Raw genomic sequence first — 21,707 nt, 5'->3', positions numbered from 1 at the left:
TCGCGGGAATTATGCAGCGAAATCGTCGTCCCGCATTCACCTGCCGGGACGGCCCCCTGGAGCGAGACATGAACGAAAGGCACTACCCCGCCGCCGCCCCCGCGCACGTCTATCTGTTCGCGACCTGCCTGGTCGACCTGTTCGTCCCCGAAGCCGGGCTCGACGCGGTCCGCCTGCTGGAACGCGAAGGCCTGACCGTCCACTATCCGCGCGGCCAGAGCTGCTGCGGGCAGCCGGCCTATAGCAGCGGCAATCCCGACGAGGCGCACGGCGTCGCGGCCGCGCAGCTCGATCTGTTCGCCGAGCCGTGGCCCGTGATCGTTCCGTCCGGCTCGTGCGCGGGCATGATCCGGCACCATTGGCCGGCCCTGTTCGCCGACGACCCCGTGCACGGCCCCAAGGCGCGCGCGATCGCGGAGCGCACCTACGAACTCGCCGAATTCCTCGTCCACGTGCTCGACGTGCGGCTCGACGGCATCGACACGAACGCCGGCCCGGACGAGCGCGTGGTGCTGCATACGTCGTGCGCGGCCCGCCGTGAAATGGGCACGCGCGTGCACGGCGTCGCGCTCGTCGACGCGCTGCCGGGCGTCACGCGCATCGAACACGAACGCGAATCGGAATGCTGCGGCTTTGGCGGCACGTTCTCGCTGAAGCACCCCGACATCTCCGGCGCGATGGTGCACGACAAGGTCGCATCGGCCTGCGCGACGGGCTGCGACCGACTCGTGTCGGCGGACTGCGGCTGCCTGCTGAACATCGGCCACGCAGCGGCCAAGGCCGGCGCGACGCTGCCCGTCGAGCATCTCGCGAGCTTCCTGTGGCGCCGCACGGCAGGCGCCGGCTCGCTGCGCGGAGACGCGCAATGAGCGCGCGCGACACGATCCTCGCACGCCTGCGCGCCGCCGCGCCCGGCGTCGCAGCGAACGCCGCCCCCGCCCTCGATGCGCGCATCGACTCGCATTACGCGGCGCGCCGCGCACCGGTCGCCCCCGATTCCCATGCGCTCGCGCAGACGATGCAGGCCGCACTCGCCGCGTCGCACGCCGACGTCTGGTGCGCCACCGCCGATGCGTGGCCCGCGCAGCTTGCCGCGCGGCTCGCCGACGCCGGCGTGCGTCGCCTGCTGCTCGACCCGGCCCGGGCCGAATCCGCTGCCCTCGCGCGCGTGCTGCCCGACGCGGTCGCGCCGGTGCCGTTCGACCGGCCGATCGACGTGTGGAAAGCCGAACTGTTCGACACGATCGACGCCGGCTTCACCGTCGCGCGCTCGGGCATCGCGGCAACCGGCACCATCGTGCTCGCGCCCGATGCCGCCACGCCGCGCACGGTGTCGCTGGTGCCGCCGCTGCACGTCGCGCTCGTCCATGCGAACACGCTGCACGCGGACCTCCACGCGGCCGTGCACGCGGAGCGCTGGCACGCCGGCATGCCGACCAACGTCGTGCTGGTGTCGGACCCGTCGAAAACCTCCGACATCCAGCAGACCCTCGCGTATGGCGCACACGGGCCGCGCAACCTCTGGGTCGTGATCGTCACTGAACCGACCGCAACCGCCTGCCAGGACCTGCCGCGATGAGCGACCAACCGCTGCAATTCGTCGCCCCCGGCGACTTCAAGGCCCGCGCGCGCGCCGCGCTCGACGATCCCGCACTGCGCCGCAGCTTTCGCGGCGCGATGGACTTCCTGCAGGGCAAGCGCGCGACCCAGTTCCCCGACGACACCGAGCTGCAGCAGCTGCGCGATCTCGGCGAAGCCGTGCGGCAGCATGCGCTCGCGCAACTGCCCGCGCTGCTCGAGCGGCTGGAGGCGAAGCTCACGGCAGCCGGGGTGCACGTGCACTGGGCCGAGACGGCCGCCGACGCGAACGCGATCGTGCTCGGCATCGCGCAGGCGAAGAAGGCGCGCCGCGTGATCAAGGGCAAGTCGATGGCGAGCGAGGAAATCGAGCTCAACCATTACCTCGCGGATCACGGCGTCGACTGCATCGAGTCCGACATGGGCGAGTTCATCGTGCAGCTCGCGGGCGAGAAGCCGTCGCATATCGTGATGCCGGCGATCCACAAGACGCGCGGCGACATCGCCGGATTGTTCGAGAAACACATCCCCGGCACCCGCTACACGGAGGACGTCGACGAGCTGATCCAGACCGGCCGGCGCGCGCTGCGCCGCGCATTCGCGGAAGCCGACATCGGCCTGTCGGGCGTGAACTTCGCGGCGGCCGACACGGGCACGCTGTGGCTCGTCGAGAACGAAGGCAACGGCCGCCTGTCGACGACGGTGCCCGACACGCATGTCGCGATCATGGGCATCGAGAAGGTCGTCGAGAAACTCGAGCACATCGTGCCGCTGTCGAGCCTGCTCACGCGCTCGGCCACCGGCCAGGCGATCACGACCTACTTCAACCTGATCTCGGGCCCGCGCCGCGACGGCGAACGCGACGGCCCGCGCGAACTGCATCTCGTGCTGCTCGACAACGGGCGCACGCAGGCCTACGCGGACGAACAACTGCGCGCGACGCTGCAGTGCATCCGCTGCGGCGCGTGCATGAACCACTGCCCCGTCTACACGCGCATCGGCGGCCACGCGTACGGGACGACCTACCCGGGGCCGATCGGCAAGATCATCTCGCCGCACCTGCTCGGCCTCGACGCGACGGCCGACCTGCCGACCGCGTCGACGCTGTGCGGCGCATGCGGCGAGGTGTGCCCGGTCCGGATCCCGATCCCGCAACTGCTCGTGCGGCTGCGCACCGAGGCGAACCGCAAGCCCGACGAACCCGTCGCGCATCCGCTGCGCGGCCAGGGCGCGAACTACAACCGCGCGGAAGACCTCGTGTGGCGCTTCTGGTCCGGCGCATTCGCGCATCCGCGCGCGTACCGCGCGTTCCGCTGGACGGCGACACGCCTGCGCGCGCTGACGCCCGCGAAGCAGATGGGCTGGACGCAGCACCGCACGCCGCTCGAACCGGCGCCGCGCAGCCTGTCCGACCTGCTGCGCGCACGCGGCCAGCCCGAATAGACCACCTCGCTTTCAAACCCGTACCGATAGAAATCCATGGAGGAGACAACCATGCAGGTTTGGCATCAGATCTACACCCCGCTCGGCAGCCTCGGGCTGTCGGCGTTCGTCGCCGCGATCCCGATCATCTTCTTTTTCGTCGCGCTCGCCGCGTTGCGGATGAAGGGCCACGTCGCGGCCGCGATCACGCTGCTGCTGGCGCTCGGCGTCGCGATCCTCGCTTACGGCATGCCCGTGCCGCAGGCACTCGCGGCCGCCGGCTTCGGCTTCGCGTACGGCCTGTGGCCGATCGCGTGGATCATCGTCGCGGCCGTGTTCCTGTACAAGATCGTCGTGAAGACCGGCCAGTTCGACATCATCCGCGCGTCCGTGCTGTCGATCACCGACGACCAGCGCCTGCAGATGCTGCTGATCGGCTTCTCGTTCGGCGCGTTCCTCGAAGGCGCGGCCGGCTTCGGCGCGCCCGTCGCGATCACGGCCGCGCTGCTCGTCGGACTCGGCTTCAAGCCGCTGCATGCGGCCGGACTGTGTCTGATTGCAAACACCGCACCGGTCGCGTTCGGCGCGATGGGCATCCCGATCATCGTCGCCGGGCAGGTGACGGGCATCGACCCGTTCCACATCGGCGCGATGGCCGGCCGCCAGCTGCCGCTGCTGTCGCTCGCGGTGCCGTTCTGGCTCGTGTTCATGATGGACGGGCTGCGCGGCGTGCGGCAGACCTGGCCGGCCGCGCTCGTCGCGGGCGGCAGCTTCGCGCTCACGCAGTACTTCACGTCGAACCACATCGGGCCCGAGCTGCCGGACATCACGTCGTCGCTCGTCAGCCTCGTCGCGCTCGCGACGTTCCTGAAGGTGTGGCAGCCGCGCACCGCGCAGCAGCCGGCCGGCGGCGTCGTCGCGTCGGGCGGCGGCGCGGCGCTGGCCGGGTTCGGCGCGGGCAGGTTCGGCGCTAGCGGCACCGGCACGAGCCGGCAGGCGTCGCCGTACACGCTCGTACAGACCGTGCGCGCGTGGTCGCCGTTCCTGATCCTGACGGCCGTCGTCACCGTGTGGAGCATCGCGCCGTTCAAGGCGCTGTTCGCCGCGCACGGCGCGCTCGCGTCGACCGTGCTGAAGTTCCATGTGGCAGGGCTCGACCAGCTCGTCGTGAAGACCGCGCCGATCGCCGCGACGCCGAAGGCGCTCGACGCCGTGCTGAAGATCGATCTGGTGTCGGCGGTGGGCAGCGCGATCCTCGTGACCGCGCTGATCTCGATGGCGCTGTTGCGGATGAAGCCGCGCGACGCGCTCGTCACGTTCGGCGAGACGCTGAAGGAACTCACGCGCCCGATCCTGTCGATCGGCCTCGTGCTCGCGTTCGCATTCGTCGCGAATTACTCGGGGATGTCGTCGACGCTCGCGCTGATGCTGGCCGCGACCGGCGCCGCGTTCCCGTTCTTCTCGCCGTTCCTCGGCTGGCTCGGCGTGTTCCTGACCGGCTCGGACACGTCGTCGAACGCCCTCTTCTGCTCGCTGCAGCAAGCCACAGCCCATCAGCTCGGCGTGCCCGAGACGCTCGCGGTCGCCGCGAACACCACGGGCGGCGTGACCGCGAAGATGATCTCGCCGCAGTCGATCGCGGTGGCATGCGCGGCGACCGGCCGCGTCGGCAAGGAATCGGAGCTGTTCCGCTTCACGGTGCGCCACAGCCTGTTGTTCGCGGTGATCGTCGGCCTGATCACGCTCGTGCAGGCCTACGTGCTGCCGGGGATGGTGCCGTAAGCAAGAGGCACAGCCCTTTTCCGGTTCCCCGAAAAACAAAAACCCCACGCCCGCAAGAGCGTGGGGTTTCGTTCATCCCGGGCGCCGAACGCGGCCGGCGCACCAGGCGGCGATCAGCTGCCCTTCGCGATGCGATCCTGGATGTGCTGCGCACGGCTAGCCGACGACGGGTGCGAGCTCATCATCGAGCTCTTGCCGCCATCGAGCTGTGCAAGCTTCTGGAACGCGGTGACGAGGCCCTTCTGGTTCATGTTCTTCTGCTTCATCAGGTCGAACGAGTAGTCGTCGGCCGCGCTTTCCTGCGTCTGCGAGAATTGCGCGTTGATGAACTTCTCGGTGATGTCGCCGAGCTGCGAGCTCGTCAGGGCCGCGACGCCCGGCGATGCCGCACCGGCCGCGGTGCGTGCCGCGCTGACCGCGTAGGCGGTCTGCATCGCCTTCTTCGAGTGACCCAGCGCGACGTGGCCCATTTCATGACCGATCACACCGCGCAGTTCGTCGTCGTTCATCATGTCCATCAGGCCGCTGTACACGCGCACGCAGCCGTTGCCCATCGCCCACGCGTTGACGTCCTTGGTCACGTAGACCTTGTAGTTGATTTTCTGGCCGTTCAGCGTCATGTCGCCGAAGCCCTTCATCACCTTCGTCAGGCGCTTCGAGTACGCGCTATTCGGCGCGGCGATCTTCGATTCGGCGTCGCTCGCCTTGCACGAGTCGTTCGACAGCGCCGCGATGTCGGTGTCCGACAGCGTCGCCGCCTTGAACAGGCTGGTCCCCGCCGACGTCAGGCTGTTCGCGTCGAGATTCTGCACGCCGCCGCATGCGCTCAACAGGAACGCCATGCCACACGCTGCCGCCGCTTTCTTGATATGCATCCCGGATCCCTCGGTAGTTGTATTTGGAAGCGGGGATTTTGCATAATTCGGCAGAAAATTACCAGACGTTTACATCAAATGACAGCTTGATTACTCACCGATTCGAAACGAACGGCGAGATTACTCAGTCATTTGATAGCAATCAGGTCATCAATCGCCGTGACCGGATGACCGGCTGAACGTCGAACGCGACCGGCGCGTGAGCCGCCGCGCAACCAGCATCGGCAGCCGCACCACAAAACCGGCGAAGAGCCGCAGGTGCATCCACGCGAGCAGCGCGTTGTCGCGGCCATAGTGGAAATGCGACACGCCGCCCTCGTGCGCGCCGAAGTAGCGCACCGGCGCTTCGATGCGGATCGGTCGAACCCCGGCCCAGCACAGCCGCACGGCGGCTTCCGGATCGAAGTCGAAACCGCGCATCCACGGCTGGCGATGCATGATCGCGGCGAGCGGAGCGACCGGGTACACGCGGAAGCCGTACAGCGAATCGCCGATCCCGGCCCATAGCGTCTCGAGGTCGGCCCATCCGTTCGACAGCCGCCGGCCCTGCACGCGCAGCTGCGGCGCGCTCGCGTCGAACTTCGGCAGGCCCAGCACCATCGCATCCGGCGCCGCCTGCGACGCGGCCATGAATTCGGGAATCAGGTCGGCCGGATGCTGGCCGTCGGAGTCCATCGTCAGCACGTGCGTGAAGCCGCTTGCGGCCGCCGCGTCGAGCCCGGCCAGCACCGCGGCGCCCTTGCCGCGGTTCTCCGGCAGCACGATCACTCGCAGCCCGGGGTCGCGCTCGGCCATCGCCTGCAGCCGCTCGGCGCTGCCGTCGGTACTGCCGTCGACGACGACCCACACCGGGTTCCACTGCGCGCGGGCGTTGCGCACGGTCGTGTCGACCTTGACGCCCGGGTTGTAGCTCGGAATAAGTACGAGATGGGTGGACGAGGCGTGCAGCTTGAACATGGGAACGGCCGATTGCGAAGACGAGGATCCTGACAAAAGTTTATGACCTGCAGGCGACTGCCGACAGGCTTCGTCGACGCCGCCTTCGCGCAGCGACAGGCCCGCGCGCTTCACGACAGGTGCTCCAGCGGATGGCCGGCGCTCGCTTCGATCTCGACCAGCAGATCGTCGCGGCACACGTCCGCGTGGACGAACAACGGCCGCACGCCGGAGCCCGCCGCATCGCGCAGCGCGCGTTCGATCGCGGCGAGCGCCACGGCATCGCCGGCGTCGCGCACGTAGACGCGGTAGTTCAGGTCGGCGAGCGCGAACGGGCCGTGCCCCTGTCGCGCGGCCTGCTCGAGCACGGCGGCCAGGTTCGCGATCGTCTCGCGTGTTTGCGCGACGATATCGCCACGATGCACGGTCCGATGCCCGACGATGCTGGCGGTGCCCGACACGAACAGCAGCGGCGCGGCATCGTCGCCCGGCCACGCGGCCGCGCGCGCGAACGTCGGCGCACGCGGGCCGTACTCCGCCGGGTAGTGATACGCGCTGACCTGGCGCGGGTTCTCGACCGGATCGGCCGGCGTGCGGGTCGCGATGAAATGGATCGCGAGCGGCGCGGCCGGCGGCGTGTCGCCCGTGACGGGCACGACCGAGCCAAGCGCGCAGGCCGCCGGCACGCTGCCCGTCAGCGCGCGACGGCACGCGTCGAACGCGCGCTGCCTGCCGATATTGAACTGACGATAGCGCTCGATCCCGAACTGCAGCGCGTTGATCGCGGGCACGGTATTCCAGATTCGCAGCGGATACGCAATGCCGAGCGCATCGAGCACGTCGAACAGCGCGCGGTATGCATCGTATGTCGCGCGCTCGAGCGGCGTGCCGCCGTCGCGATCCGCATCGGCCGCTTTCTGCTCTTCCTGCACGACGATGCTGCCGAACACGAGCCCCGCCGTTTGGCTGTAGCGATACTGCAGTGCGCCGCGTCGCTCGCTGCGCAGATCGGGCGCGTCGCACTGCCAGATTTCGCAGACCGCACCGGCGCGTGCGTGGCCGCCGGCGTCGAGCAGCGCCATCTGCACCGGTGCGCTCGGCAGGTCGGGCGCGGCGGCGGCAAGCATGCTGGCCATCGCGTCGGTCGGCGCGCCAGCCGCACCGATGCAGACCGCACCGAGCGCACCGGGAAACACGTGGTCGAATGCGTCGCCCCGCTGCCGCGCATCGTGCAGCAGCGCAGCCAGCCGCGCATGATCGATCTGGACGAGTCGCAGCGCACGGTTGCCGCCGTTCGCGGCGGGCGAGATGCCCGCTCGCGATGCGGCGGCTCCGCCTGTCATGTGTTCGCGCGCGACCGCGGTCGTGGCGGACGACGGGGAACATGCTCGCCGTTCGGCGTCGACTGGATACACTGACACTTCGATTTCCTCACTATGCGGTGCGGGCTCGCGGCGTCGTGGTCACGCGCCGCGTTGCGCGCCGTTGCTTCGCGTCAGGCCGACGCCGCGCGCGTCGTCATGCGAGCCCGCCGTTGACGGACAACACTTGTCCCGTCACATAAGCGGCCGCATCGGATACCAGATACGCGACCATCGCCGCGACTTCGTCGGGCCGGCCCGCGCGTTGCACCGGCACGAGCTGCTTGATCCGTTCGGCGGGAAATGCAGGGTCGGCCATCGGCGATTCGATAATGCCGGGCGCGACCGCATTCACCGTGATGCCGCGCGACGCGAGCTCCAGCGACAGCGACTTCGTCGCGCCGATCAGCCCCGCCTTCGCGGCCGCGTAGTTGACCTGCCCGCGGTTGCCGGTCACGCCGGCGACCGACGCGATGTTGACGATCCTGCCGCGCCGCGTGCGGATCATCGGCAGCAGCAACGGCTGCGTCACGTTGAAAAAACCGTTGAGCGTCACGTCGATCACGCTATGCCACTGCCGGCGCGACATGCCGGCCATCGGTGCGTCGTCGTGAATGCCCGCGTTGTTGACGAGGATCTGCACCGGTGCGTCGTCGATGAACGGCGCGAGCGCGGCGAGCGTCGCATCGGCGTCGGTCACGTCGAATGCAATCGCATGCGCGGTGCCGCCGGCCGCGACGATCTGCTGCGCGACCGCCTCCGCCTGCGCGAGATTCCGGTTCGCGTGCACCCAGACTTCGTGGCCGGCCTGCGCGAGCGCCGCGCAGATCGCCTGCCCGAGTGCGCCGCTGCCACCCGTTACGAGCGCCCGCATCGCATTGCTCCGTTCATGGCGTTTCCTCTCGATCGACGCGGCCGTGGTTCGTCCAGCGACCGCCGCCGCGTGCCGTCATCGTCTGCGTGCCGCGTCGCGTTCGCGCGCGCCGCCGTCACTTGGTGCGATGCGCGGCGACGTACTCGGCAAGCGCGCCGAGCGTCGCGAAGATCTTCTGGTTGTCCGGATTGTCCGAGCGCAGCTCGAAGCCGTATTTCTTCGAGATCAGCAGCGCGATTTCCAGGATGTCGATGGAGTCGAGCCCGAAGCCCTCGCCATACAGCGGGGTCCCGGCCGTCACCGTTTCGAGCGGGACGTCTTCGAGATTCAGTTCGCCGATGATCAGCGTGGCGAGCTCTTGTTCCAGTGCGTTCATCATGCTTGCGGGCAGGCGGCCCATGGCAGCGGGAGGCACCCGGAAACGGCAATCGTCGTGCACGCCCGGCGCGTGCGAAGCGCGCGCGAATCTCCGTCCCTCCGGCGTCTGCCGGCTTCCCCGCCTGCGTTATTGGGGGTCGTTTGTAAAAGTTACGCGGATTCTAGACGATGGGTATCGGCACGTATACGGGGATTGGTTACAGACTGAAGGCCCCCGCCGCAGCCGGTTTCGGGCCCCGATCGCAGCAGACGCTTGAGCCGCTTCGGGCGGAAATGAATCGCCGCCGCGAAAGGTTCAGTGCGCTGCCATACATTCGGTTACAAAACCCGGCTGCGTCGACCTCGAACCGCCGCGCCGCGGCCCTAAAATGTGCATGCACGACAGCCGGCCCGGACACGCGTCCCGGCCGCCATTCATATGATGTTTGACGGCCCGACGAATGCGTCCGGCCCCGATCCGTCCGATGTTTCCAGCAGCCATGCCGCGCCCGTCCATTCGTCTCGCCCCGGTTTGCCCGCCCGTCCGCCGCCGCGCCGCGACGGACGACAGCAATGCGCGCACGCGCCGCGCGCCCGGAGCGCCGCGATGACCTCGCCGCTCGGCATCGCACGCGGCGTCGGCGCGGTCGCCGCGGTGGCGGCGTACCAGATCGGCGCGCACTACGCGGCCGCGACTCCCGGCGCGCACGGCTTCGGCCTCGCGATGGCGCTCGTGCCGCCGCTGCTGCTCGCGCTCGGCGCGGCATTGCGCTCGCCGAGGCGTGGATGGCTGGTGTCCGCATGGCTGCTCGCCGCGGCCGCGCTGTGGGCCACGCGCATTCCGCTCGCGCGCCATTTCGAATGGGGCCTGTATCTGGAGCACGCGAGCTTCAACCTCGCGCTGGCGCTGCTGTTCGGCCGCACGCTCGCGGCCGGCCAAGTGCCGCTGTGCACACGCTTCGCGACCATGATCCACGGCACGATCACGCCGGCCGTCGCGATCTACACGCGGCGCATCACGTTCGCATGGACGCTGTTCTTCGTCGCGATCGCCGCCGTGTCGACGCTGCTGTTCGCGACCGCGCCGATCGTCGCATGGTCGACGTTCGCGAACTACCTGTCGCTGCCGCTCGTCGCGGTGATGTTCGCCGCCGAGCATGCGTGCCGGCGCTTCGCACTGCCGCACGACGCACGGCCGAGGATGATCGACGCGGTGCGCGCGTACCGCGCGTCGACGCAGCCGTCACGATGAATTCATGACCGGCGCGGCGCCGCATCGCGGCCGCGCCGGTGACCGTCTCCCGCTTTCACCGATTTATGCCGACTTACCCGCTGGTGTTCCATTCCTCGCCGGACCAGGTGATTGCCTGGCGCGACGGCACGCCCGTCAGCGTGCGCGTGTTCGTCGCCGACGTCGCGCGCGTGGCCGCTGCGCTGCCCGCCGGCGGCCACGTGTTCAACGTGTGCCGCGATCGCTACCGCTTCGCGGTCAGCCTGTGCGCGGCGCTCGTCACCGGCAGGATCAGCCTGCTGCCGTCGACACACACGCCGGAGATGGTGCGCCAGCTCGCGTCGTTCGCACCGGACGCATTCTGCCTGCACGACGCGCCGGACTGCACGATCGACCTGCCGCGCTTCGCCTATCCGGACGCCGCACCCGTCGACCGCCTCGACGACACGCCGTGCGTGGTGCCGCAGATCGACGCGTCGCGAATCATGGCGTACGTGTTCACGTCGGGCTCGACCGGCGCGCCGGTACCGCATCGCAAGACCTGGGGCTTCCTGGTCGGCTGCGTGCGCGCGGCGGCCGACCGCCTCGGCCTGCTCGACGGCCGCGCGGCCACGCTGATCGGCACCGTGCCCGCGCAACACATGTATGGCTTCGAGTCGACGGTGCTGCTCGCACTGATCGGCGGCCTCGCGTTCAGCAACCGCCAGCCGTTCTACCCCGTCGACATTCGCGACGAACTCGCCGCGATCCCGCAGCCGCGCGTGCTCGTCACGTCGCCGATTCACCTGCGCGCACTGCTGTCGGCCGGCCATGCGCTGCCGCCGGCCGCGCTCGTGCTGTCCGCCACCGCGCCGCTGTCGGAAAAGCTCGCGTGCGAAGCCGAGGCCGCGCTCGATGCGCCGCTCGTCGAGATCTACGGCAGCACCGAGACCGGCCAGATCGCGACGCGCCGCACGTCGCAAGGCGCGACGTGGCAGCTGTTCCCGGGCATCCGCCTCGACGCACGCCCGGCACATGACGCGCCGGGCCGCGACACCGCAGGCGACGACAGCGGTCCGACCGTGTGGGCGTCGGGCGGACACGTCGAAACCCCCGTGCCGATGGGCGATGCGCTCGAACTGCTCGGCGACGGCCGCTTCCTGCTGCACGGCCGCAAGGCAGACCTCGTCAACATCGCGGGCAAGCGCACGTCGCTCGCCTATCTGAATCACCAATTGAACGCGATCGCCGACGTCGTCGACGGCGTGTTCTTCATGCCGGACGACGCCACGCCGGCCGATGCCGATGCGACCCGCGAACCGGTCACGCGGCTCGTCGCGCTCGTGGTCGCGCCGACGCTCGCCGCGGCCGACCTGCAGCGCGCGCTGCGCGAACGGATCGATCCCGCGTTCATGCCGCGTCCGCTCGTGTTCGTCGACGCTTTGCCGCGCAACGAAACGGGCAAGCTGCCGCGCGACGTGCTCGCCGCGCTCGTCGCACGGCACACGCGGGCCGCCGCGGCTGAAGCGAGCGCGCGCGTCGTGACGGCTGCGCCGCTCGCGTTCACGATTCCCGCCGATCACCCGGCACTGCCCGGTCATTTCCCCGGTCATCCGATCGTGCCGGGCGTCGTGCTGCTCGATCACGCGATCGCCGCGCTCGGTGCGTCGCTGAACCGCCCGCTGCACACGTGGCGGCTGGCTTCCGCGAAATTCCTGAGCCCGGTCGCGCCCGGCGAGCCGCTCGATCTCGCGTTCGATGCAGCGGCCGGCGGCGCGATCCGCTTCACGCTGCGCGCCGGCGCACGCGACGTCGCCACCGGCGTGCTGTCCGCACCGGCCGCCGCGCCGGAGGGTGCACGGCCATGAAGCGCACCGCATGGGCCGAGCGCCAGGAACGCAGCAACGCGGCGTTGCTGCGCGCGATGACCTGGATCTCGCTGCGGTTCGGCCGGCGGCCGTCGCGTGTCGTGCTGCACGCCATCGCGACCTATTTCGTGCTGTTCTCGCCGGCCGCCTGCTCGGCGTCACGCGACTATCTGCGCCGCGTGCTCGACCGTCCAGTGCGCTGGCGCGACGTGTACCGGCACGTGTTCACGTTCGCGGCGACGATCCACGACCGCATCTACCTGATGAACGGCCGCTTCGACCTGTTCGACATCCGGCTGCATGGCGAAACGCGGGTCGACGATGCGCTCGCCGGCGGGCGCGGCGCATTCCTGATGGGCGCGCACCTCGGCAGCTTCGAAGTCGTGCGCGCGATCGGCCGCACGCGTCCTGACCTGCGCGTCGTCGTCACGATGTTCGAAGAGAACGCGCGCAAGATCAACGCGACGCTCGCCGCCGTGAACCCGGCCGCGAAACCGGACGTGATTCCGCTCGGGCAGGTCGACTCGATGCTGAAGGTGCGCGAGCGTCTCGACGCGAACTGCATGGTCGGCATGCTCGCCGACCGCACGCTGCTCGACGATGCAGCAACCTCGATGCGGCGGCTGCCGCTGCTCGGCGCACCGGCCGCGTTCCCGCTCGGGCCGCTGTACATGGCCGCGATGCTGCGGCGCCCGGTGCTGTTCATGACGGGCCTCTATCGCGACGGCAACCGCTATGACGTGCACTTCGAGACGCTCGCCGATTTCTCCGACGTGCGCCGCGACGCGCGCGCGGCGGCCGTCGACGCGGCGCTCGCGCGCTACGTCGCACTGCTCGACAGGTATTGCCGCGCGGCCCCGTACAACTGGTTCAACTATTTCGATTTCTGGCAGACCGGCACGGCCGCCGCGCGCCGCGACGATGCTCGCGCGTGCGGCAACCTGTCCGCCACGAGGGATTCCGACGCATGACCGCCGTTCTCCGCTTCCTGTCGCTGTTCCCGCTACCGTCCGCGCCCGCGCTGCGCCGCTCGGCGCGCACGTTCGCCATCACGGCCGCCGTCGCGCTCGCGCTGCCCGCGCACGCGGCCGACACCGGTGCGGCGTGGACCCTCGACCGGCTGATGTCGACGCTCGCGCAGCACAAGTCCGGACGCGCAACGTTCATCGAGACGAAGACGCTATCGATCGCCGCGCAACCGCTCGAATCGTCGGGCGAACTCGTGTTCGTCGCGCCCGACCACCTCGAGAAGCACACGCTGAGCCCGAAGCCCGAACATCTCGTCGTCGACGGCGACATGCTCACCGTCGAGCGCAACAACCGCAAGTACACACTCGCGCTCGCGCGCTATCCGGAACTCGGCGCGTTCATCGACAGCATCCGCGCGACGCTCGCCGGCAATCGTTACGCGCTCGAGCAGGTCTACAAGGTCGCACTCGCCGGTCGCGGCGACGACTGGACGCTGATGCTCACACCGCTCGATTCGCGGATGCTGAAGGTCGTCAGCACGATCACGCTCGAGGGCTCGCGCGACGAGTTGCGCAGCGTCGCGATCCGGCAGGCCGACGGCGACCATTCGACGATGCGCCTGCAACCCGTCCCGGCGAAGTGATGGACGAGCGCACCCGGCCGACCGCCCCCGTCGCGCATCGCCCGTCCGCGTGGCGGCAGCGCGCCGTGCTCGTGTGGCTGGTTGCGCTCGTCGCATGCGGGATCGCGATCGCCCGTGCGAATTTCACGGCTGACCTGTCCGCATTCCTGCCGAGCGCGCCGAGCGCCGGGCAGCGCGTGCTCGTCGATCAACTGCGTGACGGCATCGTGTCGCGGCTGATCCTCGTCGCGATCGACGGCGGTGATGCGGCCACGCGCGCCGCGCTGTCGCGGCGCGTCGCCGGCACGCTGCGCGCCGACCGGCAATTCTCGGCGATCAACAACGGCGAAGCGGTCAACGACGTGCAAGACCGGCAGTTCGTGTTCGACCATCGTTATCTGCTGAGCCCGGCCGTCTCGCCGCAACGCTTCAGCGCGGGCGGCCTGCACCAGGCGCTCGGCGACAGCCTCGACCTGCTGAGCTCGTCGGCGGGCCTCGTCGCGAAGGCGATGTTGCCGCGCGACCCGACCGGCGAAGTGACCGCGCTCGTCGACCAGCTCGACAGCGGCGCGCAACCCGCGATGCGCGATGGCGTGTGGACGTCGCGCGACGGCACGCGCGCGGTGCTGGTCGTGCAGACGGCCGCCGCCGGCTCCGACACCGACGCGCAGGCGCGCGCGATCGACGCGGTGCGCCACGCGTTCTCGGCCGCGACGCAGACGCTGTCGAACCGCGCCGCGTACACGCTCGCGATGACCGGCCCCGGCGTGTTCTCGGTCGACACGCGCGACACGATCCGGCACGACGTCGAGCGGCTGTCGACGGCGAGCGTCGTGCTGATCGTCGCGCTGCTGATGACGCTGTACCGCTCGCCGCGCACGCTCGCGCTGGGGCTGCTGCCGGTGCTGACAGGCATCGCGGCCGGCATCGCGGCGGTCAGCATCGTGTTCGGCACGGTCCACGGGCTGACGCTCGGCTTCGGCACGACACTGATCGGCGAAGCCGTCGACTATTCGATCTACCTGTTCGTGCAATCGGCGCAGGTCGGCGCGCGCGGCACCGCGCGGCCTGCCGACGCGACGCGCGCATGGGTCGCCACGTACTGGCCGACGATCAGGCTCGGCGTACTGACGTCCGTGTGCGGCTTTGCGTCGATGCTGTTCTCCGGTTTTCCGGGCCTCGTGCAGCTCGGGCTGTACTCGATCGCCGGGTTGACGGCCGCCGCGCTCGTCACGCGCTTCGTGCTGCCTCACCTGCGCGGCGAGCACGTCGCGATTCGCGACGTGTCGCGCGTCGGCGCGGTGCTCGCGCGTGCGGCCGCCGCGGCGCCGCGGCTGCGCTGGCCGCTCGCCGCGCTCGTGCTCGCCGCGTGCGCGACGCTCGTGTTGCATCGCGACGGCCTGTGGAGCCGCGAGCTTGCAGCGCTGAGCCCCGTTCCCGCCCGCGCGCAGGCACTCGACGCACGCCTGCGCGCCGATGTCGGCGCGCCGGACGTGCGCTACCTCGTCATGATTTCCGCGCCGACCGAACAGGCCGCGCTCGAACGCGCGGAACAGGTCGCCGCGCAATTGCAGCCGCTCGTCGATCGCGGCACGCTCGCGGGCTTCGAAAGTCCCGCGCGCTATCTGCCGAGCGAAGCCGCGCAGCGCGCGCGCCAGGCGAGCCTGCCGGACGCGGACGTGCTTGCCACGCGCATGCGGGCGGCCGTCGCGAACCAGCCGATCTCGGTCCGGCCCGAGCTGTTCGCACCGTTCATCGCCGATGTCGAGACCGCACGCCGCGCGCCGCCGATCACGCGCGCGGACCTGCGCGGCACGTCGATGGCGCTCGCCGTCGACGCGCTGCTGACCGAGCGCGCGGGCCGCTGGAGCGCGATGTTGCCGCTGCGCGCGCCTGATGCCGCACGTACCGCGTCGGCGGCCACGCCGGCGCTCGATGCCGCGTCGATCCGCGCGGCGGTCGCGCGCGCCGGCGTGCCGGATGCGCTGTTCGTCGACATGAAGGCCGAGGCCGACCGCCTGTACGTGAACTACGTGCACGAGGACATCCGGCTGTCGCTCGCGGGTTTCGCGGCGATCGCCGTGCTGCTGCTGATCGCGCTGCGCTCGCCGCGTCGCGTCGTGCGCGCGCTCGCGCCGCTGGTCGCGGCCGTGCTGGTGGTGACGGCCGGCTTCGCGCTCGCCGGCGTGCCGCTGACCATCCTGCATCTCGTCGGGATGCTGCTGATCGTCGCGGTCGGCTCGAACTATGCGCTGTTCTTCAACAAGCGCGACGACGCACAACCGGTCACGCCGCACACGCTCGTGTCGCTGCTGATCGCGAACCTCGCGACGGTGGCCGGCTTCGGCCTGCTCGCGCTGTCGCGCGTGCCGCTGCTCGAAACCTTCGGGCTGACCGTCGGCCCTGGCGCGATGCTCGCGCTCGCGTTCGCCGCGATTCTCGCGCCACGCGCCGCAGCGACGAGCAGCGCTCGTCCCCACCTGACAGGAGCCCGCGCATGAATGCGCCGTCGTCCGTTCCACCGCGGCAGCCGGGCGATGCGCGCCGCTGGAAACCGACGCCGCTGATCGCGGGTACTGCCGCGCTGCACGCGGGCGCGCTCGCGGCCGTCGTCGCGCAACCGGCTGCATGGCCGTGGGCAGCCGGCGGCGTGGTCGCGTCGCATCTCGCGCTGACTGCCGCCGGCCTGTGGCCGCGCAGCGCGCTGCTCGGACCGAACTGGACGCGCCTGCCGGACGGCGCCGGCCGCCGGATCGCGTTGACGATCGACGACGGCCCGGACCCCGACGTCACGCCGCGTGTGCTCGACCTGCTCGATCGTCACGATGCGCGCGCGACGTTCTTCTGCATCGGCGATCTCGCGCGCCGCCATCCGCGGTGGATCGAAGCGATCGTCGCGCGCGGCCATGCGGTCGAGAACCACAGCCAGCGGCACCGGCATACGTTCTCGCTGTCGGGGCCCGCCGCGCTGCGGCGCGAGATCGCGGCCGCGCAGCAGACGCTGACCGAGATCGCCGGCACGCGCCCGCGCTTCTTCCGCGCGCCGGCCGGCCTGCGCAATCCATTTCTCGAGCCGGTGCTGTGCGAGCTCGGCCTGCAGCTCGCCAGCTGGACGCGCCGCGGCTTCGACACGCGCGCGAGCGACGCGGACATCGTCACGCGGCGCCTGCTCGACGGTCTGGCGCCGCGCGACATCCTGCTCGTGCACGACGGCCACGCGGCACGCGACGCGCGCGGCGAACCGGTCGTGCTCGACGTGCTGCCGGCGCTGCTGCGCGCCGCCGCCGATGCGCAGTTGCAGTGGACCACGCTGCGCGCCGCGCTCGCGCCCGAATCGCCCGCCCAGCCCGGCACGCCGGCCCCCCCGTTTGATAAAATCTGACCCTGCCCGGCGCGCCCGCCAGCCCTGCTGCGGCGCCCGTTCCGGCCACCGGATACGACCCTCGTGAAACCTCTCCTGCTCTCGCACTTCACCGCCACCAGTTGCATCGGCAGCGGCCTCGATGCGACCGTCGACGCGCTGCGCAACGCACGCGGCGGGCTCACGCCGTGCGACTTCGAACGCGCCGATCTCGACACCTGGATCGGCGCGGTGGACGGCGTCGATGCGCATCCCGTGCGCACGGATCTGGCCGACTTCGACTGCCGCAACAACCGCCTCGCACAACTCGGCCTCGTCCAGGACGGCTTCGACGCACGCGTCGCGGCGGCCGTATCGCGCCATGGCGCCGCGCGCGTCGGCGTGTTCATCGGCACGAGCACGTCCGGCATCCTCGAGACCGAACGCGCGTACGCGCAACGCGATCCGGCGAGCGGCGCGCTGCCCGCAGGGTTCCGCTATGCGCACACGCACAACCCGTATTCGCCGGCCGCGTTCGTGCGCGCGTATTTCGCGCTGCGCGGACCGGCGATGGCGATCTCGTCAGCGTGTTCGTCCGGCGCGAAGGTATTCGGCTCCGCGCGCCGGATGATCGAAGCGGGGCTGATCGATGCGGCCGTCGTCGGCGGCGTCGATTCGTTGTGCCTGACGACGCTGTACGGCTTCAATTCGCTCGAACTGCTGTCGCGCAGGCCGTGCCGGCCGTTCGACGTCGCGCGCGACGGCATCTCGATCGGCGAAGCGGCTGCGTTCGCGCTGCTCGAACGCGTGCCGGATACACGCGCCGCGCTCGACGACGACGCGATCCTGCTGCTCGGCATCGGCGAATCGAGCGATGCGCATCACATGTCGTCGCCGCATCCGGAAGGGCTCGGCGCGCGCATCGCAATCGAACAGGCACTCGCGTCGGCCGGCCTCGCGGCAGGCGACATCGACTACGTGAACCTGCACGGCACCGCGACGCCCAGCAACGATGCCGCCGAAAGCCGCGCCGTCGGCGCGCTGCTCGCGCGCACGCCGTGCAGCTCGACGAAGGGGGCGACCGGGCACACGCTCGGTGCGGCCGGCGCGCTCGAAGCGGTCGTCGCCGCGATCGCGCTGCGCGAGCAGTTCGTGCCGGCCGGCGTCAACACGACGCAGCCCGACCCGGCGCTGGCCTCCGACTACGTGCTCGCGAGCCGCGCGGCGCGCGTGCGTGCGGTCCTGTCGAATTCGTTCGGATTCGGCGGCACGAACTGCAGCCTGATCCTCGGCCGCGCCGAGCATGCCCGCCGCCGGGAGCCGACATGACCCTCACCGCCTTCATCGAAAGTGTCGGCCTCGTCGGGCCGGGATTGAACGACTGGCCGCACGCGGCCGACGTGCTCGCGGGCCGCGCGGCCTATGCGAGCGCGCGCACCGTGCTGCCGCCGCCCGCCAGCCTGCCGCCGGCGGAACGCCGCCGCACCGGCCCCGTCGTGCGCGTCGCGCTTGCGGTCGGCCTCGAGGCGGCAGCCGCGAGCGGGCGCGATGCCGCCACGCTCGCGACCGTGTTCAGCGCGTCCGGCGGCGACGGTCAGAACTGCCACGCGATCTGCGAGACCCTCGCCGGCGACGATCGCCACCTGTCGCCCACCCGCTTTCACAACTCCGTGCACAACGCGCCGGCCGGCTACTGGAGCATCGCGACCCGCGCGATGGCGACGTCGAACGTGCTGTGCGCTCACGACGGCAGCTTTGCCGCGGGCTTGCTGGAGAGCCTGTGCCAGGTCGCGGTCGATCATGTGCCGAGCCTGCTGATCGCCTACGACACCGACTATCCGGAGCCGCTGCGTGCGGTGCGACCGATCGTCGACGCATTCGGCGTCGCGCTCGTGCTCGTGCCCGACGCGAGCGAACGCACGCTCGCGCGCATCGACGTGCAGCTCACCGACGCGCCGGCGACGACGCTCGCGAACCCCGAACTCGACGCGCTGCGCACCGGCAATCCGGCCGCGCGCGCACTGCCGCTGCTCGACGCGCTCGCCGCTCGGCACACGGCGAGCGTCGTGCTCGACTATCTGGACGATACGCGCGTGCAGGTCGATATCGCGCTGGCGAATCCCACGGCGGAGCGCGCGCAATGACGACGCAGATGCCTGCGCTGACGACGGCAACGCTCGATCGCGCATGGATCGCCGCGCACATTCCGCACGAAGGCGCGATGTGCTTGCTCGATCGCGTCGATGCATGGGATGCCGTGCGGATCCGCTGCAGCGCGACGAGCCATCGCGATCCGCACAACCCGCTTCGCTCGCACGGCCGGCTCGCATCGGTCTGCGGAATCGAATACGCGGCACAGGCGATGGCCGTGCACGGCGCGCTGGTCGGTACGCAACACGCGCTGACGGAACCTGCGCGGCCGCGCGCCGGCTATCTGGCGAGCGTGCGCAACGTCGACGCGTTCGTCGATCGGCTCGACACGTTCGAGCTGCCGCTGATCGTCGACGCCGAGCGCATCGGCGGCGACGACCGCTCCGTGCTGTACGGCTTTACGCTGCGCTGCGGCGAGCGCGTGCTGCTCGGCGGCCGTGCCGCGGTGATGCTCGATGCATCGGCCGCCGGCGTATTCGTTCCGCCGCCTGCCGGCCGCGCGGACCCTCGATGACTAGCCCCAAGGAAACCAGGTCGTGAAAGCACGTCAGTTCATTTGCACCGCGTTCGTTCTCGCGTTGATCAGCCCGATCGCGCACGCGGACATGTCGGAAGTGAAGCAGGACATCAAGCGCGATTCGAAAGAAGCTGCGCACAAGACCGGCGCGGCCGCGCGAAGCTTCGGCCACGCAACCGCGAGCGCCGCGAAGACGGTCGGCCACGGCATCGCGCACGCGTCGCGCGAGGGCTGGGATGCCACCAAGCGCACGACGAAGCGGATCTTCCACAAGAACGATTCCGGCGAAGGTTCGGCGAAAAGCAGCGATTGAGCGCGGGCGTTCCGCGTACCGCACACGAGCGCGCGCGATGCGGCACGACGCGTGAACGCGCCGTTGCCGCACCGCCTCCGTCAGCGCGCGCCGCTACGCGTGCGACGCGCCGGCCCGCGCGCGAGTCGCTTGCCATACGCGACGAGCCAGCAATCGAGAGGATCGAAGTTGCGCAGCAGCCGCGCACGGCGCCGCTCGAGCCAGTGAAGCGCGATCGCCATCGTCAGCGCGACGGCCAGTGCCGAGCCGCCGATCGCGAGTCCCATCCAGGTGTCACCCATGCCTCCTCCGGAATGCGAGGCCGGGGCGGCGCGCGTGCCGCGACGCGGCAGTCGGAGCGCGGGCGCACACGGCCCGCCGCATGCGCGGCGAACCTGCGTCCGTGATCCGTCACCGCGCGCATGCCGCGCCATCCCGGCGCTGGATACAGCGGGAGCACGGCCCGGGCGCGCGCGAACGCCGCCCGGGCCGCCGCGCGTCAGTGCATGTGCTGGCCGCCGTTGATCGCGATGTTGGAGCCCGTCACGAAGCCGGCCTCCTCCGAGCACAGATACGCGATCAGCGCCGCGACTTCCTCGGGTTGACCGAGCCGTCCCGCCGGAATCTGCGGAAGGATCTTCGTATCGAGGATGTCCTGCGGGATCGCCGTCACCATCTTCGTCGCGAGATAGCCCGGCGATACCGTATTCACCGTCACGCCCTTGCGCGCGATCTCGAGCGCGAGCGATTTCGTGAAGCCGTGCATGCCGGCCTTCGCGGCCGCGTAGTTGGTCTGGCCGACCGAGCCCTTCGAGCCATTGACCGACGAGATGTTGACGATGCGTCCCCAGCCGCGCTCGACCATGCCGTCGCAGACCGGCTTCGTCATGTTGAACACGGAATCGAGGTTGGTGCGGATCACCGCATCCCAGTTGACCTTGTCGAGCTTGCGCAGCGTCATGTCGCGCGTGATGCCCGCGTTGTTCACCAGGATGTCGACCGGGCCGACGTCCCGCACGATCGTGTCGATGCACTGCTGGCACGAATCGTGGTCGGCCACGTCCACCGGATACGCATGGAATTCGCGGCCGGCCGCATGCATTTCCGTCAGCCAGCGATCGGCGCCCGCGTTGTTCGGCGAATACGTGACGACGACCCGGTGGCCCGCATCGTTCAACCGGATGCTGATCGCTTCGCCGAGGCCGCCCATTCCACCAGTCACAACTGCAATTCGCTTAGTCATCCTATAAGTTACCGACAAAAAGGTAGTCAATGATGCGGAGCGACGGCATGGCACATGCTGCCGCCCCACCGCTGCGATGCGCTGGCACCCGCAAGGCGGGCACGGCGCACCGGTACATCACGCTTGTTGTTGGTTGCTTGTTCCGCGCGAAGGTTGCTGCGCACGCGGGCGGCACCGGCCGGCGCCGTCCGCGTGCAATATCGTCAGACCCTGCTCAACCGCGTTCGACCGCGAGCGCGACGCCCATCCCGCCGCCGATGCACAGCGACGCCAGCCCGCGCTTCGCATCGCGCTTGACCATCTCGTGCAG

22 protein-coding genes are annotated in these 21,707 nt (G+C 70.2%); 14 read left to right on the top strand and 8 right to left on the bottom strand.

The features are described from left to right. The first annotated feature begins 68 nt into the window (after positions 1-68). The 4 genes from DIE08_RS02300 to DIE08_RS02285 are packed head-to-tail and all read left to right on the top strand — an operon-like array spanning position 69 to position 4,782. A complete protein-coding gene (locus DIE08_RS02300) occupies positions 69-869 on the top strand; it encodes a (Fe-S)-binding protein (RefSeq protein WP_059607703.1) in 801 nt (266 codons plus the stop codon). Continuing rightward, on the top strand, positions 866-1,579 hold the full coding sequence (locus DIE08_RS02295) for an LUD domain-containing protein (protein WP_124900912.1): 714 nt from the start codon (positions 866-868) through the stop codon (positions 1,577-1,579). Before DIE08_RS02300 ends, DIE08_RS02295 begins: the two co-directional genes overlap by 4 nt. Then, positions 1,576-3,021: a LutB/LldF family L-lactate oxidation iron-sulfur protein gene (locus DIE08_RS02290; RefSeq protein ID WP_124621277.1), complete on the top strand. Its 1,446-nt coding sequence runs from the start codon at positions 1,576-1,578 to the stop codon at positions 3,019-3,021. Before DIE08_RS02295 ends, DIE08_RS02290 begins: the two co-directional genes overlap by 4 nt. Positions 3,022-3,072: 51 nt before the next feature. Next, positions 3,073-4,782: a lactate permease LctP family transporter gene (locus DIE08_RS02285; protein ID WP_124900911.1), complete on the top strand. Its 1,710-nt coding sequence runs from the start codon at positions 3,073-3,075 to the stop codon at positions 4,780-4,782. Positions 4,783-4,895: 113 nt separating this feature from the next. On the opposite strand, the gene DIE08_RS02280 is transcribed toward DIE08_RS02285, so the two are convergent. From DIE08_RS02280 to DIE08_RS02260, 5 genes are all read right to left on the bottom strand, one after another. Beyond that, complete coding sequence (locus DIE08_RS02280) at positions 4,896-5,657, bottom strand: M48 family metalloprotease (protein ID WP_059607712.1); 762 nt, start codon at positions 5,655-5,657, stop codon at positions 4,896-4,898. Positions 5,658-5,807: 150 nt separating this feature from the next. Then, positions 5,808-6,614, bottom strand: coding sequence for a glycosyltransferase family 2 protein (locus DIE08_RS02275; RefSeq protein WP_059607714.1), 807 nt, complete (start codon positions 6,612-6,614; stop codon positions 5,808-5,810). A 110-nt stretch (positions 6,615-6,724) separates the two neighbouring features. Then, entirely contained in the window at positions 6,725-7,936 is a 1,212-nt protein-coding gene (locus DIE08_RS02270; RefSeq protein ID WP_409360388.1) for an endoribonuclease L-PSP, read from the bottom strand. A gap of 175 nt (positions 7,937-8,111) precedes the next feature. Continuing rightward, positions 8,112-8,828: a 3-oxoacyl-ACP reductase FabG gene (gene fabG / locus DIE08_RS02265; protein WP_124621271.1), complete on the bottom strand. Its 717-nt coding sequence runs from the start codon at positions 8,826-8,828 to the stop codon at positions 8,112-8,114. A 115-nt stretch (positions 8,829-8,943) separates the two neighbouring features. Continuing rightward, positions 8,944-9,228, bottom strand: a complete 285-nt coding sequence (locus DIE08_RS02260) for a phosphopantetheine-binding protein (protein ID WP_082722004.1) — start codon at positions 9,226-9,228, stop codon at positions 8,944-8,946. A 564-nt stretch (positions 9,229-9,792) separates the two neighbouring features. Between DIE08_RS02260 and DIE08_RS02255 the strand changes: the two genes are divergently transcribed. The 10 genes from DIE08_RS02255 (at position 9,793) to DIE08_RS02210 (ending at position 20,175) form a co-directional block, all read left to right on the top strand. Further along, complete coding sequence (locus tag DIE08_RS02255; RefSeq protein WP_124900909.1) at positions 9,793-10,437, top strand: hypothetical protein; 645 nt, start codon at positions 9,793-9,795, stop codon at positions 10,435-10,437. Between the two features lie 65 nt (positions 10,438-10,502). Beyond that, a complete protein-coding gene (locus DIE08_RS02250) occupies positions 10,503-12,263 on the top strand; it encodes an AMP-binding protein (protein WP_124900908.1) in 1,761 nt (586 codons plus the stop codon). Continuing rightward, complete coding sequence (locus DIE08_RS02245) at positions 12,260-13,234, top strand: acyl-CoA synthetase (RefSeq protein WP_124900907.1); 975 nt, start codon at positions 12,260-12,262, stop codon at positions 13,232-13,234. Before DIE08_RS02250 ends, DIE08_RS02245 begins: the two co-directional genes overlap by 4 nt. Then, positions 13,231-13,875 (top strand): LolA-related protein, encoded by a 645-nt coding sequence (locus tag DIE08_RS02240; RefSeq protein ID WP_059607724.1) that lies wholly within the window; start codon positions 13,231-13,233, stop codon positions 13,873-13,875. The genes DIE08_RS02245 and DIE08_RS02240 overlap by 4 nt, the downstream gene beginning before the upstream one ends. Further along, a complete protein-coding gene (locus DIE08_RS02235) occupies positions 13,875-16,355 on the top strand; it encodes an MMPL family transporter (RefSeq protein ID WP_124900906.1) in 2,481 nt (826 codons plus the stop codon). The genes DIE08_RS02240 and DIE08_RS02235 overlap by 1 nt, the downstream gene beginning before the upstream one ends. Beyond that, positions 16,352-17,236: a polysaccharide deacetylase family protein gene (locus DIE08_RS02230; protein WP_124621257.1), complete on the top strand. Its 885-nt coding sequence runs from the start codon at positions 16,352-16,354 to the stop codon at positions 17,234-17,236. Before DIE08_RS02235 ends, DIE08_RS02230 begins: the two co-directional genes overlap by 4 nt. Positions 17,237-17,299: 63 nt before the next feature. Continuing rightward, complete coding sequence (locus DIE08_RS02225) at positions 17,300-18,523, top strand: beta-ketoacyl-[acyl-carrier-protein] synthase family protein (RefSeq protein ID WP_124900905.1); 1,224 nt, start codon at positions 17,300-17,302, stop codon at positions 18,521-18,523. Continuing rightward, positions 18,520-19,338 (top strand): beta-ketoacyl synthase chain length factor, encoded by an 819-nt coding sequence (locus DIE08_RS02220; protein ID WP_124900904.1) that lies wholly within the window; start codon positions 18,520-18,522, stop codon positions 19,336-19,338. Before DIE08_RS02225 ends, DIE08_RS02220 begins: the two co-directional genes overlap by 4 nt. Next, entirely contained in the window at positions 19,335-19,859 is a 525-nt protein-coding gene (locus DIE08_RS02215) for a hotdog family protein (RefSeq protein ID WP_124900903.1), read from the top strand. The genes DIE08_RS02220 and DIE08_RS02215 overlap by 4 nt, the downstream gene beginning before the upstream one ends. 22 nt (positions 19,860-19,881) lie before the next feature. Beyond that, entirely contained in the window at positions 19,882-20,175 is a 294-nt protein-coding gene (locus tag DIE08_RS02210) for a hypothetical protein (RefSeq protein WP_124900902.1), read from the top strand. 80 nt (positions 20,176-20,255) lie between these two features. Here the strand turns inward: DIE08_RS02210 and DIE08_RS02205 are convergent, their stop codons facing one another. The 3 genes from DIE08_RS02205 to DIE08_RS02195 form a co-directional block, all read right to left on the bottom strand. Beyond that, positions 20,256-20,456, bottom strand: a complete 201-nt coding sequence (locus tag DIE08_RS02205; protein ID WP_059683846.1) for a hypothetical protein — start codon at positions 20,454-20,456, stop codon at positions 20,256-20,258. Between the two features lie 197 nt (positions 20,457-20,653). Continuing rightward, entirely contained in the window at positions 20,654-21,397 is a 744-nt protein-coding gene (gene phbB / locus DIE08_RS02200) for an acetoacetyl-CoA reductase (protein ID WP_124900901.1), read from the bottom strand. 214 nt (positions 21,398-21,611) lie between these two features. After that, positions 21,612-21,707 (bottom strand): hypothetical protein (locus DIE08_RS02195; protein WP_143176360.1); only part of this gene is annotated, 96 nt, incomplete at its 5' end.

It is taken from the genome of Burkholderia sp. Bp9004 (assembly GCF_003858025.1).
Classification (GTDB): domain Bacteria; phylum Pseudomonadota; class Gammaproteobacteria; order Burkholderiales; family Burkholderiaceae; genus Burkholderia; species Burkholderia diffusa.
This window is presented reverse-complemented; position numbering and strand designations above follow the sequence as displayed.